Source organism: Hymenobacter coccineus, assembly GCF_001816125.1.
Taxonomy (GTDB): domain Bacteria; phylum Bacteroidota; class Bacteroidia; order Cytophagales; family Hymenobacteraceae; genus Hymenobacter; species Hymenobacter coccineus.
This window is the reverse complement of sequence record NZ_MDZA01000331.1, coordinates 1-250: the sequence shown is the minus strand read 5'-3', so window position 1 is coordinate 250 and position 250 is coordinate 1. Positions and strand designations below refer to the sequence as shown.

The following is a 250-nucleotide window of genomic DNA, read 5'->3' as shown; positions in this document are numbered from 1 at the left end:
TCGTACTGCCGGTCGTAGTGGTCGGGGTTAACGTCGGCCAGCTGCTCGCGCAGGTCTTGCAGCGTTTGCTGCCAGGGCCCGGGGCGGCCCGGGGCCCGCCAGTGCCTCAGCGGCGGCGGCGTGGAAGTCGTGCAGGGCCCCCAGGGGCGCATCGTACTGCCGGTCGTAGTGGTCGGGGTTAACGTCGGCCAGCTGCTCGCGCAGGTCTTGCAGCGTTTGCTGCCAGGGCCCGGGGCGGCCCGGGGCCCGC

The 250-nt window shown here is 73.6% G+C and carries 1 protein-coding gene; it reads right to left on the bottom strand.

Going from position 1 to position 250, the window contains the following annotated elements:
- Positions 1 to 27: 27 nt before the first annotated feature.
- Positions 28 to 250, bottom strand: a 223-nt coding sequence (locus BEN49_RS28195; protein WP_158022980.1) for a hypothetical protein, incomplete at its 5' end; no start/stop codon positions are given.